This is a genomic window from Streptomyces sp. NPDC041124 (genome assembly GCF_055592385.1).
The window spans coordinates 375572-389744 of sequence record NZ_JBVIYR010000008.1; the positions used below are offsets into that span (position 1 = coordinate 375572).

15 protein-coding genes are annotated in these 14173 nt (G+C 73.4%); 5 read left to right on the forward strand and 10 right to left on the reverse strand.

What is annotated here, in order from left to right; translation table 11 throughout:
- Positions 1-33: 33 nt before the first annotated feature.
- Positions 34-861: a polyprenol monophosphomannose synthase gene (locus ACZ6A9_RS23640; protein ID WP_468988532.1), complete on the forward strand. Its 828-nt coding sequence runs from the start codon at positions 34-36 to the stop codon at positions 859-861.
- Between the two features lie 70 nt (positions 862-931).
- Positions 932-1516, forward strand: coding sequence for an FxsA family membrane protein (fxsA, locus tag ACZ6A9_RS23645; RefSeq protein WP_468988535.1), 585 nt, complete (start codon positions 932-934; stop codon positions 1514-1516).
- A gap of 114 nt (positions 1517-1630) precedes the next feature.
- Here fxsA and ACZ6A9_RS23650 read toward each other — a convergent pair whose 3' ends face one another.
- The 4 genes from ACZ6A9_RS23650 to yczE form a co-directional block, all read right to left on the reverse strand.
- Complete coding sequence (locus tag ACZ6A9_RS23650) at positions 1631-2005, reverse strand: RNA polymerase-binding protein RbpA (protein WP_003977404.1); 375 nt, start codon at positions 2003-2005, stop codon at positions 1631-1633.
- A gap of 277 nt (positions 2006-2282) precedes the next feature.
- Positions 2283-3638 (reverse strand): MFS transporter, encoded by a 1356-nt coding sequence (locus tag ACZ6A9_RS23655; RefSeq protein WP_468988539.1) that lies wholly within the window; start codon positions 3636-3638, stop codon positions 2283-2285.
- 48 nt (positions 3639-3686) lie between these two features.
- Positions 3687-4454 (reverse strand): glycerophosphodiester phosphodiesterase, encoded by a 768-nt coding sequence (locus ACZ6A9_RS23660; RefSeq protein WP_468988543.1) that lies wholly within the window; start codon positions 4452-4454, stop codon positions 3687-3689.
- Complete coding sequence (yczE, locus tag ACZ6A9_RS23665; RefSeq protein ID WP_468988546.1) at positions 4451-5116, reverse strand: membrane protein YczE; 666 nt, start codon at positions 5114-5116, stop codon at positions 4451-4453. The genes ACZ6A9_RS23660 and yczE overlap by 4 nt, the downstream gene beginning before the upstream one ends.
- A 99-nt stretch (positions 5117-5215) precedes the next feature.
- Here yczE and ACZ6A9_RS23670 point away from each other — a divergent pair, with 99 nt between their 5' ends.
- Entirely contained in the window at positions 5216-6715 is a 1500-nt protein-coding gene (locus ACZ6A9_RS23670; RefSeq protein ID WP_468988548.1) for an SCO1417 family PLP biosynthesis transcription factor, read from the forward strand.
- 79 nt (positions 6716-6794) lie between these two features.
- Here ACZ6A9_RS23670 and ACZ6A9_RS23675 read toward each other — a convergent pair whose 3' ends face one another.
- The gene (locus ACZ6A9_RS23675) at positions 6795-8519 is read right to left on the reverse strand and encodes a P-loop NTPase family protein (protein ID WP_468988552.1); all 1725 of its coding nucleotides are present in this window, start codon (positions 8517-8519) and stop codon (positions 6795-6797) included.
- 51 nt (positions 8520-8570) lie between these two features.
- Entirely contained in the window at positions 8571-8765 is a 195-nt protein-coding gene (locus tag ACZ6A9_RS23680; RefSeq protein ID WP_030832645.1) for a hypothetical protein, read from the reverse strand.
- Positions 8766-9028: 263 nt separating this feature from the next.
- On the opposite strand from ACZ6A9_RS23680, the gene ACZ6A9_RS23685 reads away from it, so the two are divergent.
- A complete protein-coding gene (locus ACZ6A9_RS23685) occupies positions 9029-9421 on the forward strand; it encodes an ankyrin repeat domain-containing protein (protein WP_468988556.1) in 393 nt (130 codons plus the stop codon).
- 300 nt (positions 9422-9721) lie between these two features.
- Entirely contained in the window at positions 9722-11140 is a 1419-nt protein-coding gene (locus ACZ6A9_RS23690; protein WP_468988559.1) for a serine/threonine-protein kinase, read from the forward strand.
- A 424-nt stretch (positions 11141-11564) separates the two neighbouring features.
- Here the strand turns inward: ACZ6A9_RS23690 and ACZ6A9_RS23695 are convergent, their stop codons facing one another.
- Genes ACZ6A9_RS23695 through ACZ6A9_RS23710 form a run of 4 tightly spaced genes read right to left on the reverse strand, consistent with a single transcriptional unit; the run spans position 11565 to position 14084 of the window.
- On the reverse strand, positions 11565-12434 hold the full coding sequence (locus ACZ6A9_RS23695; RefSeq protein WP_468988564.1) for a 5-oxoprolinase subunit C family protein: 870 nt from the start codon (positions 12432-12434) through the stop codon (positions 11565-11567).
- Positions 12431-13060, reverse strand: coding sequence for a 5-oxoprolinase subunit B family protein (locus ACZ6A9_RS23700; RefSeq protein WP_468988567.1), 630 nt, complete (start codon positions 13058-13060; stop codon positions 12431-12433). The genes ACZ6A9_RS23695 and ACZ6A9_RS23700 overlap by 4 nt, the downstream gene beginning before the upstream one ends.
- A complete protein-coding gene (locus ACZ6A9_RS23705) occupies positions 13057-13815 on the reverse strand; it encodes a LamB/YcsF family protein (protein ID WP_468988569.1) in 759 nt (252 codons plus the stop codon). Before ACZ6A9_RS23705 ends, ACZ6A9_RS23700 begins: the two co-directional genes overlap by 4 nt.
- A gap of 38 nt (positions 13816-13853) precedes the next feature.
- Positions 13854-14084 carry a hypothetical protein gene (locus tag ACZ6A9_RS23710; protein ID WP_468988574.1) on the reverse strand — a complete coding sequence of 77 codons (231 nt, stop codon included), beginning with the start codon at positions 14082-14084 and terminating at the stop codon, positions 13854-13856.
- Between the last annotated feature and the right edge of the window lie 89 nt (positions 14085-14173).

Below are 14173 nucleotides of genomic sequence, written 5' to 3' on the forward strand. Positions count from 1 at the left end.
GGGACCCTGCGCACAGGACATGAAGGGGCAGCAGTGAACGACGGCGACGGGACCCCCGAGGCGGGATCCCAGGGGCGGAACTTCGGCCCGCTCGGCACGGTTCTGGTGATCATTCCGACCTACAACGAGGCGGAGAACATCAAGGCCGTCGTCGGCCGGGTGCGCAAGTCGGTCCCCGAGGCGCACGTGCTCGTGGCCGACGACAACAGCCCCGACGGCACCGGCACGCTCGCCGACGAACTGGCCGCCGCGGACGACCACGTCCAGGTGCTGCACCGCAAGGGCAAGGAAGGCCTGGGCGCGGCCTATCTCGCGGGCTTCCGCTGGGGCATGGAGCACGGCTACGACGTCCTGGTCGAGATGGACGCCGACGGCTCCCACCAGCCCGAGGAACTGCCCCGCCTGCTGACCGCCCTCAAGGGCGCCGACCTCGTGCTCGGTTCGCGCTGGGTGCCGGGCGGCCGGGTGGTGAACTGGCCGAAGTCCCGTGAGTTCATCTCGCGCGGGGGCAGCCTCTACTCGCGCGTGGCGCTCGACCTGCCGCTGCGTGACATCACCGGCGGGTTCCGCGCCTTCCGCGCCGAGACCCTGAGGGGCCTGGGCCTCGAGGACGTGGCCTCCCAGGGGTACTGCTTCCAGGTCGACCTGGCGCGCCGCGCGGTCAAGACCGGCTACCACGTCGTCGAGGTGCCCATCACCTTCGTCGAGCGGGAACTAGGCGATTCCAAGATGAGCCGCGACATCCTCGTCGAGGCGCTGTGGCGGGTCACCGCGTGGGGCGTGGGGGAGCGCGTCGGAAAGGTCCTCGGACGCGGCGACGACAAACAGCCCGAACCGCGCGTCAAGCAGCCCGAAACGTAGGCCTGCGCGCCGCCGGCAGTGCCTCACCCCGCTTATGCCGCCCTGAGCCGGGCCCAGGCACACTGGGGGTATGACGACTGGCGCTCAGACCCCGCATCCCGTCCGGCCCCGGCGTTCCCGGGTGCGCGGCTTCCTGCCGCTGGCCGTCGCCGCGTGGCTCGTCCTGGAGATCTGGCTGCTGACCGTGGTGGCCGGGGCGTCGAACGGCCTGGTGGTCTTCCTGATCCTGGTGGGCGGTGTCGTCCTCGGCTCGGTCGTCATCAAGCGGGCCGGCCGGCGGGCCTTCAAGAACCTCACCGAGACGCTGCAGCAGCAGCAGAACGGCACGGCGACGCCCGGGCCCCGGCCCAACAGCGAGGGCAACGGCCTGATGATGCTGGGCGGCCTGCTGCTGATCATCCCCGGCCTCGTCTCGGACGCGCTGGGGCTGCTCCTGCTGGTGCCGCCGGTCCAGAAGGCGGTCAGCCGCTCCGCCGAGCGCACCTTCGAGCGCAAGCTCCGTGAGGCGGCGCACGGCTCGCTGGGCGGCACCTTCCAGCAAGCTCGCATCCACCGGCCCGACGGCAAGGTCGTCCAGGGCGAGGTCATCCGCGACGAGCCCCGGAGCACTTCCGGCGACACCCCGCAGAACCCGCCCCCGCCGCTGACGCGGTAGGGCGAACACGCCGCCCACCGGCGGCAGCGGACGCGGACAGGACCGTGGGCGCCGTACGAGTACGGCGCCCACGGTCCTGTCCGCTGTGTGTGTTGTCGCCCGGTACCGCCGGGATCAAGCCGACTTTCGGCTGTCCCGGGGGTGCACCGCGATGTTCATCGCACCGGAGCGCAGAACGGCGAGACGTTCCTCGAGGACCTCTTCGAGCTCCTCTCGGGTCCGCCGCTCCATCAACATGTCCCAATGCGTACGCGCGGGCTTGGCCTTCTTCTCCTCCGGGCCGTCGCCGTCCACCAGGAGTGCCTGGGCACCGCAGACCTTGCACTCCCACTCCGGCGGGATCTCCGCCTCGACCGAGAAGGGCATCTCGAAGCGGTGCCCCTTCTCGCATGCGTACTCCACGGCCTGGCGCGGAGCCAGGTCGATGCCGCGGTCCGTCTCGTAGCTGGTCACCACGAGGCGCGTGCCGCGAAGAGCTCGCTCACTCATGAATCGTGCCTCCCGGGCTTGTCGCCCACAGGACAGGTGTCGCTGTCGTCGTCATCCGGTCAACGTCCGGTCGGCGGTAAAGATTCCCGTTCCGGGTCACGTCCCGGGTCTGCGTCGCCGTCGTAGCCGCAGCCTTGTCAACCATTGCAGTACCCACCGACGCCCGGTTTGTCACATCTACTGGCAGATGTGACACAGCGTTTCGGCATCTTTGACGCGCAGTAACGGTACGCCTGGCAGGCCAAACGCGTACACTACCGCCCTTTCGCGCCGAGTGCTAAATCCGTTCGGGAACGGGATTGCCCGCGTCGGCTATCGCCCGCCGCACCGGCACCCGCGCGAGCAGGACGAAACCGAGGACGAAGAAGCCCACCAGGGAGATGATCGCGTCCCGGTAGCTGCCCGTCAGCTGGTAGGTGAGTCCGAACAACAGCGGCCCGAGCCAGCTCATCCCGCGGTCGCTGATCTCGTACGCCGAGAAGTACTCCGCCTCCTTGCCCGGCGGCACCAGGTGGGAGAAGAGCGAGCGGGACAGCGCCTGGCTGCCGCCGAGCACCAGCCCGATCCCGGCCGCCAGCACGAAGAACCAGGCCGGTGCCCCGGCAGGCAGGAAGTACCCGGCGGCCAGGGTCACGGTCCAGGCGACCAGCGAGCCGAGAATCGTGCGCTTCGCCCCGTACCGCCGCGCCAGCCGGCCGAGCGCCAGCGCGCCCGCCACCGCCAGCACCTGCACCAGCAGTACGGCCACGATGAGCGTCGACTGTCCGAGCCCCAGTTCCTTCGAGCCGTACACCGAGGCCTGGGAGATCACCGTCTGGATGCCGTCGTTGTAGACCAGGTAGGCCAGCAGGAAGGCGAGCGTCAGCGGATGCCGGCGCATGTCGCGGATGGTCGCCGCGAGCTGCCGGAACCCCGGCAGGGCGCCCTTCCCCGTCTCCGGCACGGGAGCGCGGCGGTCACGCAGCCGGCGCAGCGGAATCAGTGCGAAGGCACCCCACCAGAGGCCGGCCGACGCCAGACAGATGCGCACCGCCGTGCCCTCGGAGACACCGAAGCTCTCGTGACCGCTGTAGAGGACGAGGTTCAGGACCAGGACCAGGGCCCCGGCCGCGTAGCCGAACGCCCAGCCGCGCGAGGAGACCGCGTCGCGCTCCTCCGGCGGTGCGATCTGCGGCAGATACGCGTTGTAGAGCATCATCGCCACGGACTGCGCCGCGTTCGCGACCACCAGCAGCAGGCCGCCGAGCAGATAGCGGTCGCCGTCCAGGAAGAACATGCCCGCCGTCGCGGCGGCCCCGGTGTACGCGGCGGCCGCGAGCAGCGGCTTCTTGCGCCCGGTGCGGTCCGCGGCGGCGCCCACCAGCGGCATCACCAGCACGGCCACGATCACCGACAGGGAGATCGCGTAGGCGAAGAAGGACCCCGCGCGTACCGGTACGCCCAGCGGGTGCACGAACCCGTCCGCGTCGGCCGCCGCCTCGGCGATCGACGTCAGATAGGGGCCGAGGAACACGGTGACCACGCTCGTGGAGTACACGGAGCAGGCCCAGTCGTAGAAGTACCAGCCGCGCTGCTGGCGCCTGAGGCAGGCGGCCTCGTCGCCCGCCGCCGACCGCACGGTGTCGGTGTCCACCCGTGCCCTCGCTTCCCCGTGAACGCGCGGAGGCGACGGCGCGGGGTCTCAGACCCAGATGCCGCGGTCCTCCATGACCTTGCGCAGTGTGTCGATGTGATCGGTCATGATGCCATCGACTCCCAGGTCCAGGAGCCGGTGCATCCGCTCCGGCTCGTTGACGGTCCACACGTGCACCTGCAGCCCGCGCGCGTGGGCGGTCCGCACGAAGCGGCGGTCGACCACCCGGACGCCCGACTGTTCCTCCGGCACCTGGGCGGCGACGGCCGACCGGCGCACCGCGGCCGGCAGTCCCCACGACCGCAGCCGCAGCCCCAGCACACCCCGGGTCCCGTACGTCGTGGCCAGCCGCGGGCCCGCGAGCCGCTGCGCGCGGACCACCCGGGCCTCGGAGAAGGAGCCGAGGCAGATCCGGTCCCAGGAGTCGGTGCGCTCGATCAGGTCCAGCAGCGGCAGCAGGGCCGGTCCGGCCTTCACGTCGATGTTCCACCGCACCCCGGGGAAGGTCTCCAGCAGCTCCTCGAACAGCGGGACGGGCTCCCTGCCGGCGACGCGCGCCCGCTCCACCTCGCGCCACGGCAGGTCGGCGATCCGGCCCTCGCCGTCCGTCACCCTGTCCAGGGTGGCGTCGTGGAAGGCGACGAGCCGTCCGTCGCGCGTGACGTGCACGTCGGTCTCGATGTACCGGTAGCCGGCTTCGACGGCGCACCGGAACTGCCGGACGGTGTTCTCCAGTCCGTCCGCCGCCCCGCCCCGGTGGGCGAAGGCGATCGGGGCGGGATGGTCGAGGTAGGGGTGGCGTATCCGCGGGGTCACGGACGCAGTATCGCTCCTCGCGGTTGACCGGCGGTGACGACCGTGCCGCCGCCGGGTGCCGGGGAGACGGCGAAGACCCGCAGGAACAGCTGGGCCAGCGGCCCGATCGTCACCGCGTACAGCAGCGTTCCCACGCCCACCGTGCCTCCGAGCACGAAGCCCGTGGCCACCACCGCGGCCTCGATGGCCGTACGGACCAGACGGACCGACACCCCCGTGCGCCGGTGCAGCCCCGTCATCAGCCCGTCGCGCGGTCCGGGGCCGAAGCGCGCCGCGATATACAGCCCGGTCGCGGCCCCGTTCAGCACGATCCCCGCGGCCATCAGCGGCAGGCGTACGGCCGTGGCGTGCGCGTCCGGCACCACGGCGAGCGTCGCGTCCATCGCCGCGCCGATCACCAGCACGTTGGAGACGGTGCCCAGCCCCGGGCGCTGCCGCAACGGGATCCACAGCAGCAGCACCGCCGCACCCACCACGGTCAGCACCACGCCCATGGACAGCCCCGTACGCTCGGACAGGCCCTGGTGCAGCACGTTCCACGGCTCCAGGCCGAGCCCCGACCGCACCAGCAGCGCCGAACTCGCCCCGTACAGCGCGAGCCCGGCATAGAGCTGGAACAGCCGGCGCGTGAGATGCCCCTGCCCGGACGAGTTCCTGGCCAAGACGTGCCCCCTGTGGTGGAAGTGGACCGACGCATGACACCCTGTGGCTGGACTGGTCATGTCATCCATGGCCAATTCGCGGAAGGTGGACTGATTATCGTGGCGCAGTGGACCTCGGCGGTGGGCGTGGCACAACTGGCCCGCCAGCTCAACTCCCAGCAGGACCGCCCGGCCGGCCCCGGCACCAGGCGTCCACCCGCCTACCGCGCGCTCGCCGACGGCATCCGCCTGCTGGTACTCGAAGGGCGCGTCCCCGTCGCCGCCCGGCTGCCCGCCGAACGGGAACTGGCGCTCGCCCTGTCCGTCAGCCGCACCACCGTCGCCGCCGCCTACGAGGCACTGCGCGCCGAGGGCTTCCTGGAGTCACGGCGCGGCGCGGGGAGCTGGACCGCCGTCCCGGCCGGCAACCCGGTCCCCGCGCGGGGGCTGGAACCACTGCCGCCCGAGGCCCTCGGCTCGATGATCGACCTCGGCTGCGCCGCGCTCCCCGCCCCCGAACCGTGGCTCACCCGGGCCGTCCAGGGTGCCCTTGAGGAGCTTCCGCCGTACGCGCACACCCACGGCGACTATCCCGCCGGGCTGCCGGCCCTGCGGTCGATGATCGCGGACCGCTACACCGAGCGGGGCATCCCGACCATGCCCGAGCAGGTCATGGTGACGACGGGCGCCATGGGGGCGATCGACGCCATCTGCCACCTCTTCGGGGGACGCGGCGAGCGCATCGCCGTCGAGTCCCCGTCCTACGCCAACATCCTCCAGCTGATGCGTGAGGCGGGCGCCCGGCTCGTCCCCGTCGCCATGGCCGAGGGGCTGACCGGATGGGACATGGACCGCTGGCGCCAGGTCCTGCGGGAGGCCGCACCCCGGATCGCGTACGTCGTCGCCGACTTCCACAACCCGACCGGCGCGCTCGCCGACGAGGACCAGCGGCGCCGGCTGGTGGACGCGGCACGCTCCGCGGGGACGGTGCTGATCGCCGACGAGACGATGAGCGAGCTCTGGCTCGACGCGGACGTGGAGATGCCGCGCGCGGTGTGCGCGTTCGACCCCGCGGGGTCCACGGTCATCACGGTCGGTTCGGCGAGCAAGGCGTTCTGGGCCGGGATGCGCATCGGCTGGGTCCGCGCGGCCCCGGATGTGATCCGCAGCCTCGTCGCGGCCCGCGCGTACGCCGACATGGGTACGCCCGTCCTCGAGCAGCTGGCCGTGAACTGGCTGTTCGGGGCGGGCGGCTGGGCGCAGGCGGTGGAGGTGAGGCGCGCCCAGGCCCGGCAGAACCGGGACGAGCTGGTGAGCGCGGTGCGGCGGGAGCTGCCCGACTGGGAGTTCGAGGTGCCCCGGGGCGGGCTCACCCTGTGGGTCCGCACCGGCGGCCTCTCCGGCTCCCGGCTGGCCGAGGCGGGGGAGCGGGCCGGCGTACGGGTGCCGTCCGGGCCGCGCTTCGGGGTGGACGGCGCGTTCGAGGGCTACGTTCGGCTGCCGTTCACCGTGGGCGGCGCCGTGGCCGACGAAGCCGCGGCGCGCCTGGCGGCGGCTGCCCGCATCGTGGAGTCCGGGGGTACGAGCGGCACGGACGTCCCGCGCTCCTTCGTGGCGTAGCCGGGCATCGCGCCGGGCTCGTCGCGGGGTGTGGTGCCGCAGGGCGGCGCTGACCACGGCGCCCACCACCGGTGGTCCGTCAGGAGGACGGCTCCGCGACCGCCGTCTGCCCCGGCGCCGGCTCGGCACCGGCGGACCCGGTCGCCGGCGGTTCCTCCGCCTCGGCGGCCACCGCCCCTACTGGCACCTTCTCCATGGCCACCTTCTCCGGCCGCGCGGACTCGGTCAGCATGACGGCCGCATCCGCCCGTTCCGTCTCCAGCATCTCCGGCTCCTCGCCCGCCGGGGTCGTCCGCGGGGGCAGCAGGTCCAGGACGGCCTGCCGGTGGAGGTCACTGGTCGCGTCGTCGTACGGGTCCGGTGTCGCCGGGACCTGGAGGCGGTGCACCGGCCCCGAGCCCAGGCGGGCGAAGCCGCGCCCCGGCGGGACCTGGTCGACGGGCGTGGTGTGCGGGGGTGCCCCCAGCACGGTCTGAACCTGCTGCGCCGTCGCGGGACCGAGGACGACCCGCGCGCGCGTGTGCTGCCGTACCGGGTCGGCGAGGCTGTCCAGGGCGTCGAGCTGCTCGGCGACGACCACGGTGACGTTCGCCGGGCGGCCGTGCCGCAGGGGGACCTGAAGCAGGGTCTGGGGGTCCGTGCGGCCGTCCGCTGTGGCCAGGTCGGTGAACGCGCTCGGCCGGTCCAGCAGCAGCCACAGGGGACGCCTGGTGTCCTCCGGCGGTGGATCGCCCGCCTGGTGGGCCCGGTTGGCGGCGATCAGCCGGCGCTCCGTCTCGTGCGCGGCCCACTCCAGGCTGGTCAGGGCGCCCGTCAGCCCGCACTCGACGGCGAGCACACCGTCCCGGCCGGTCAGACAGGCGTAGTCGCCCGTCCCGCCGCCGTCGACGATCACCACGTCACCGTGGTGGAGCGCCTGCAGGGCGATGGAGCGCAGCAGGGTCGAGGTGCCGCTGCCCGGCTGGCCGACGGCGAGCAGATGGGGCTCGGTGGAGCGGATGCCGGTGCGCCACACGACGGGGGGCACGTCGCGCTGCTCCTCGCCGTGCGCGCCGTGGGTGAGCGGCAGCGTCCGCTGCACCCGGATGGGGTCGGTGAAGCCCAGGACCGTCTCGCCGGGCGCCGTGACGAAGGGCTGCGCGGCGATGTCCGTGGGCAGCGGAGCGAGGACGCGGACCGTGAGCTGGTTGCCCTCCTCGTCCCAGACGAAGTGGTACTCGCGGCCGCGGCCCGATTTGGCGCCGATCAGATGCTCGATCCGCGCCCGGGACTCAGGCTCGCCGTCGGTGAAGTAGGCGGGGTAGCCGATGACGAGGTGCGTGACGCGGCCCGTGCCGTCGAACTCGTACTCGGAGAAGGTCTTCTCCCAGTCGCCGCCGTGGAGGTAGAGCGGTTCGGGGTCCTCGGCGGTGGAGAAGTAGGGCACCAGGGCTTCGTAGAGGGACTTCAGGCGCTGGATCTGCGACGCGTCGGGTCCTTCCGGTGCGGCGGGGACGCGGTCCCGGCCGTGCCAGGCCGCCGCCGCCATCAGGGTGATGACGGCGAGCAGCGGACCGTACGGCGCCAGTGCCACGACCAGCACGACCGACGCCACCAGGAAGAGCAGCGCGCCGCGTCTGTCCTTGGGTGTGTCGGCCCACCTGCGCCGCCCGGCCGAGGCCAGCCGGCGCAGACCACGCGTGATGGTGATCAGCGGGTGGAGGACATCCGTGGCGCCGTCGGCCGCCGTCCTGGCCAGCTCCCGGCTCCGGGCGAGCTGCGCGCTGCCGTTGCTGAGGATGCGGGGGAGGGGGCGCCTGGCCACTGCTGTCTCCAGAGGGTGGTGCGTACGGGACGGGTGCGTGGTGGGGGCGGGTCAGAACTTGAACCCGCCCAGGAGGCCGGCCAGGCTCTCGCCGCCCGCCTTGATGCTCGGAGCGATGGCCGTGCTGGCCAGGTAGAAGCCGAACAGCATCGCCACCAGGGCGTGCGACGCCTTCAGCCCGTCCTTGCGGAAGAAGATGAAGACGACAACGCCGAGCAGCACCACGCACGAAATCGAGATGATCATGTGAGTTCTCCTGGTTCGCGGGGACAGTCACCATGAGTACTTCCAGGATCACAGAATGTATCTATACGATAAAAGGTGCAACTGGGTGGATTTTCCGCGAAAACCCTCGGACGGGCCTGCCGTGATCTTTACCTCGGGCGGATCCCGTCATGTGCCGTGCGAGCCAGTACGCTGGCGATTCACCCGTACGGCTCTGCACCGCTCGCAGACGTCCGTTCGTTCCCCCGATGCGTGAAGCACGAGCAGTGAGAGGCGGTCCGGCGATGACTGATGCCCCCGACCCCGAGGTCGTGGAGCTGGCGACCAAGATCTTCGACCTGGCCCGGCGCGGCCGGACCGAGGAGCTCGTGGCCTACGTCGACGCGGGAGTCCCGGCCAACCTCACCAACGACCGGGGGGACGCGCTCGTGATGCTCGCCGCCTACCACGGCCACGCCGGCACGGTGCGCGCACTGCTGGAGCGAGGCGCCGACGCCGACCGCGTCAACGACCGGGGTCAGACCCCCCTCGCGGGGGCGGTCTTCAAGGGTGAGGCCGAGGTGATCGAGGCCCTGCTGAAGGGCGGTGCCGACCCCTCCGCCGGCACCCCCTCGGCCGTCGACACGGCCCGGATGTTCCACCGTACGGAACTGCTCGAGCTGTTCGGCGAGCGCTGAGCCGCCCGCTCCGACCAGCGAAAACACGGAAAACGGGGGAGGCGGTGAGGGACCGCCGAAATTTCGGTCGCGGTAGATGTGACCGCCGGGTCATCATGACGACGTGATTCACGGACGCGATGGCTGGGCAGGTGTTGCCGCACCGCGCGGGCCGTGATGCGGCCCGCCTGGGCCACCGACGAGAGGCAGAGAGAGATGGTCTACAGCAAGCAGGAAACGGCGGGCGCACCGACGTGTTGTCACGCGGCCAGGTAAGGCACGTCCCCGGTTGCGTCGACGCTTGATGTGAGGCTGTTTCCCATGTTCGATCCGGTCATAGCGCCCAGCGGAACGCTGCTCGGCCTGCTCCAGCGGGGCCGCGGCGACGGCACGCTGCACGCGCTCACCGCCCCGCGACCCGAAGCGCTCGCGGCGCTGAACCACTGTGTGCTGCGCGACCCGCGCCACGACTGGCAGGTGGAGAACCGCTCCCTCTACTACGCCCGCCTCTACCTCGATCTGCACGGCGGACTCGACGCGATCGAGGCCCACCTCTTCGACCCGGAGGACGTCCTCGACACCGAGGAGTCACGCACCGGGCTGGCGCTGGCCGTCCTCGGACACCTCGCCTCCTACGGCAGGCGGGACGCCCTGGAACTGCTGCGCAGATACGCCGCCCACGGCACCAACTGGGCCTGGGCCCTGGACGAACTGGCCCTCAGGGACGACGACGCGGGCCTGCGCGCCCTCGCCGCCCCGGTCCTCGCGCGGTTCACCACCGACGCCGAGGGCGAGGCGGACCTGGCCGCCACCGTCCGCGACGCCTTCGAACCACGGCCGTGGCGGCTGTGGGCCGACGATCCGCGCCCGTCCGTCGCCACCCGCGTGCGCGCGGCCCAGGAGGCCGGCAGCTTCGACCGCTGGCAGCGGCAGATGCGCCCCACCGGGCCGCGCCCCGGCTGGAGCGTGCGAGCGGTGTTCGAATGGGCTCAGCAGGGCATGGAGCGCGGCGCCGCGCTCCACGTCCCGGCCGCCCGGTGCCTCTCCGCCGTGGCCGGCCCCGAGGACCGGACGGAGATCGTCCGGGCCGCCGAGGACGGCACCGACGGAGCCCGCTGTACCGCCCTGCGGTACCTCGCCGACGGCAACGACGCCGACGCCCTGACGCTGATCGAGCGCGCCGTGGCCACCGGCTCCGCGCCCGTCGTGGAGGCCGCCCTCGACGCCTTCGAACGCATGCGCTCCCTCGCCGCCGTCGACCGGGCGCGCGGCTGGGCCCGCCGGCCCGACCCGCTCGGCGCCGCGGCCGGCCGGGTGCTCGCCTGCCGGGGCGGCCTCCAGGACCGCGACCTGGTCCTCGCGGCCCTGCGCGAGGCCGTACGGGGCGAGGGCCCCGACGCTCCCACCCTGTGGACCCTCGTGGACGGGGCCGGGCGCCTCGGCATCGGCTGTGCCGCCCCGGTCCTGCGGCACGTCTACCGCGAGACCGCCTCCTCCCACCTGCGCGGCAGGGCCGCCCGCGCCCTGGCCGCGACCGATCCCTCCTTCGGCACCGGCTTCGCCGTCGAGTGTCTGTGGGACTGCGAGGAAACCACGCGCGAGGTCGCCGCCCGGCACGCCGAGACCGGCGACACGCGGGTCGTGGACCGCCTGCGCAGGCTCGCCGCCGACCCGGCCGAGGAGGCCGAGGTCCAGACCGCCGTACGCAGCCGGATCGGCCCCGAGGAGACGGCCGTGTGACCCGCCGGCGCAGGAAGGGCGGGAACGGCCGAACCCGTGGGAGGCCGGGCGCGGCAAGATCCACCCCGACGTGGCCGAGCCCCGCGAGAAGGCCGACACCGGTATGCGTGTCGTCCGCGGCGCCCAGTCCTTTCCCCTCGATGTGCACGGCGTGGCCCCCTGCGTGCCCCGTCCGCCCGGCGCCTCGCCGGCCGCGGCCACGCCCCCCCGTAGCCCCAGCAGGCTGCGCCCCCGAGGACGGAACCCCGGTGCCCCGTCGTCCGCTGCGCGGAGCCTGACCGGCGGATCACGCCGACGGACACCGACGGTCCTGTGCGGCACGGCGAGCGGCGTCCGCCGCGTACAGCCGCTCGGCGGAACGGCGAGGGCCTGCCCCGGCCCGGCTCCTCCTCGTCGCACCGCGGACTCCGTCAGGCCCGGGCCCTCAGCGGCGGCGTACGGCGACGAAGCGGAGCGGAGTGCCGGGCGCGGCCTGGGCGGCGGCCGGGAGGTCGGCGCGGTGGACGACCGCGATCACCGGGTAGCCCCCGGTCGTCGGATGGTCGGCCAGGAAGACCACCGGTGTGCCGGCCGGCGGCACCTGGACCGCGCCGAGCACCACGCCCTCGCTGGGAAGTTCCCCGCGTTGCGCCCGGTCCAGGGCCGGCCCGGAGGTGCGCAGTCCGATGCGGTTGCTCGCCGGCGACACGTGGTACGTCCGCGACGTGAAGAGCCGTACCGACTCCGGGGTGAACCAGTCGTCGCGCGGGCCCGTGGTGACGCGCAGCACGAGTGCGGCCGGGGGCGCGGGCTGCGGCGCGACGTCCACGCCCACGTGGCCGGCCCGCGGCGGTCCGAGGGGAAGTACGGCACCGTCCGTGAGGGGGGCCGGGCCGAGGCCCGAGAGCAGGTCCGTCGAGCGGCTGCCGAGCACCGGTTCGACGGCGATCCCACCGGAGACCGCCACATAGCAGCGCACCCCGCGGACCGCCGCCCCGACGTCCAGCACGGAACCGGCCGGCACGCGCACCGGCGCCCCCCACGCGGCCGGACGGCCGTCCACCCGCACCGGGCAGGGAGCCCCGGTGACCGCCACCGTGACCGTCGAACGGGGGCGCACGGCACAGCCGTCAACGGTCGTCTCCAGCACCGCGGCGTCCGGCGCGTTGCCCGCCAGCCGGTTCGCGAGGGCCGCGGCGGGCCCGTCCAGCGCCCCGGAGCGGGGCACGCCGATGTGGGCGTGACCCGGGCGGCCCCGGTCCTGCACCGTGGTCAGGGCCCCCGCCCGTACGACGGCGAGCGCACGGTCCGTCATGCCGCGTGCCCCGTCGCCGGCACCGGAACGAACCGCACGCGCGTGCCGGGGGAGAGCACCGCCGCCGGCACCCGCGCGGGGTCCCACAGCACGAGGTCGGTGGTGCCGATCAGTCGCCAGCCACCTGGCGAGGAACGCGGGTACACACCGGTGTAGGGGCCCGCCAGCGCCACCGAACCGGCGGGGACGGCCGTGCGCGGGGCAGGCCGGCGGGGCACGTCGTAGCGCGACGGCAGACCCGTGAGGTACCCGAAACCGGGCGCGAATCCGCAGAAGGCGACACGGAACTCGGCCGTCGCGTGCACACGGGCCACCTCCCGGACGGGAACACCCCAGTGCGCGGCGACCTCGGCCAGATCCGGTCCGTCGTAACGCACCGGGATCTCGACCGTCTCCGCCGCACGCGCGGGCACCGGCGGCAGCCGCAGGGCGGCCAGTTCGGCCGCCAGCCGGCCGGGCTCGGGCACGCCGTCGAGCAGCACCGTACGGGCCGCGGGCACGATCTCACCGGCCGGCAGCGAGCCCTGCGCACGGCGACGCAGCAGTTCCGCGTGAAGTGCCTGCGCCTCGTCGCCGGAGTGGACCTCGAGGAGCAGGGCGTCCGCACCGACGGACAGCACCCTCATGCGAACGCCTCCACCCGGACGCCGGCCGCCTCCAGCGCCGTACGCACCCGCCGTGCCAGGTCCACCGCGCCGGGCGTGTCGCCGTGCAGGCACAGGGAACGCGCCCGTACCTCGATGCGCCGCCCGGACCGCGCGGCGACCTCCGCGCGGCGGGCCAGCTCCACCGAGCGCGTCACGACCGACTCCGGGTCGGTGATGACGGCGCCCTCCTCACGGCGCGGCACCAGCGCGCCTTCGTCGGTGTACGCACGGTCCGCGAACGCCTCCGTCACCACCGGCAGACCCGCCTTCCCGGCCAGTTCCAGCAGACGGGAACCGGGCAGGCCGAGCACCGGCAGGCCGGCATCGGCCAGGACCACCCCGTCGACCACCGCGCGGGCCTGTTCCTCGTCGCGCACGACCCGGTTGTAGAGCGCCCCGTGCGGCTTGACGTAGGCCACGCGGGACCCCGCCGCGCGGGCGAACACCTCCAGGGCGCCGATCTGGTAGGCCACCTCGGCCGCCAGCTCGGCCGGCGGCACGTCCATCGCGCGCCTTCCGAACCCCGCGAGGTCCCGGTAGGAGACCTGGGCGCCGATCCGCACCCCGCGCTCGGCAGCGAGCTCGCACACCCGGCGCATGGTGGCCGCGTCCCCGGCATGGAAACCGCAGGCCACGTTGGCGCTCGTGACGACGGACAGCAGCCGCTCGTCGTCGGTCAGCCGCCAGCGGCCGAAGCCCTCGCCGAGGTCGGCGTTCAGATCGATCGGGGTCATGGGTTCTTCGCTGCTCCTGTTCGTGCTCGTGCGGTCCCTCATGCCACGCGGAACCGCTCGTCCCGGACGTCGCCGAGGAACGTCCGCTCCGGTGCGTGCGGGATGGCGGAGATCCACGGATCGCCGACATCCGGTCCGGCCGAGGTCGCCGATGCCCGGCCCGGACGGGTCCCCGCGGCGCACCGGACCACCGTGCCCGCCGCCGGCCGGCTGCTCTCCCGGCTCGTCACCGACAGCCGCCCCGCCGGGCGGAACTGCCGGCTCGTCACGAGGAGACACCCGCCCGACGTGCGTCGGCTGCGTGGGTTCGCGCTGATGGGCACCTCGCGGAGAAGGGCACGGAGAGTGCGGGACAGAG